Below are 659 nucleotides of genomic sequence, written 5' to 3'. Positions count from 1 at the left end.
ACAAGCTTCGCGACATATTCTCGGTACTCTAAAGACTTTCTTTTCATGTGGACACGTCCCCTAAATTAGTTTTGTTTAAGTATAAAGAATTCTCACAAGGATGTCTCCACTTTTAAGACTAATTTAACTACGCTCAAAATTCCAGATCTTCGCTCAGACTGGATGACTTTTCGCTCAAACTTGCTATACACGAGATTTACTTAGCACTAAAAACAGCATTTAAGGCAGTCATTTTTGCTTGGAATCTTAAAATGTTAGTAATTAATTGGGTTTTGATTTATCAAAACTTCCTTTTTTCTTTTGTTCTATATTAAAAAAGGACTCGAACTCATAAGTTTTTGAGTCAGCCCCTATTCACACATAAAAAAAGATGGAACGAACATTACATTCGTCCCACCTTCTTTGCCTAGCGACGTCCTACTCTAACAGGGGGAGACCCCCAACTACCATCGGCGCTGAAGAGCTTAACTTCCGTGTTCGGTATGGGAACGGGTGTGACCTCTTCGCCATCATCACTAGACCTTTATTCTTTTAGAGAGTATGTTCTCTCAAAACTAGATACGACGTTTTCCAAACGTTTCATACAATAGTAAGGATAAGCCCTCGACCGATTAGTATCTGTCAGCTCCACGTGTCGCCACGCTTCCACACCAGACCTA

General features: G+C 39.9%; 1 rRNA gene. It reads right to left on the bottom strand.

The features are described from left to right. Nucleotides 1–404: 404 nt before the first annotated feature. Nucleotides 405–520: ribosomal RNA gene (gene rrf / locus M3206_RS18745) — 5S ribosomal RNA — on the bottom strand. Nucleotides 521–659 lie beyond the last annotated feature (139 nt).

Source organism: Fictibacillus phosphorivorans, from assembly GCF_023715845.1.
GTDB lineage: Bacteria > Bacillota > Bacilli > Bacillales > Fictibacillaceae > Fictibacillus > Fictibacillus phosphorivorans_D.
The sequence above is the reverse complement of the archived record's forward strand: the minus strand, read 5'-3'. Positions and strand labels throughout refer to the sequence as shown.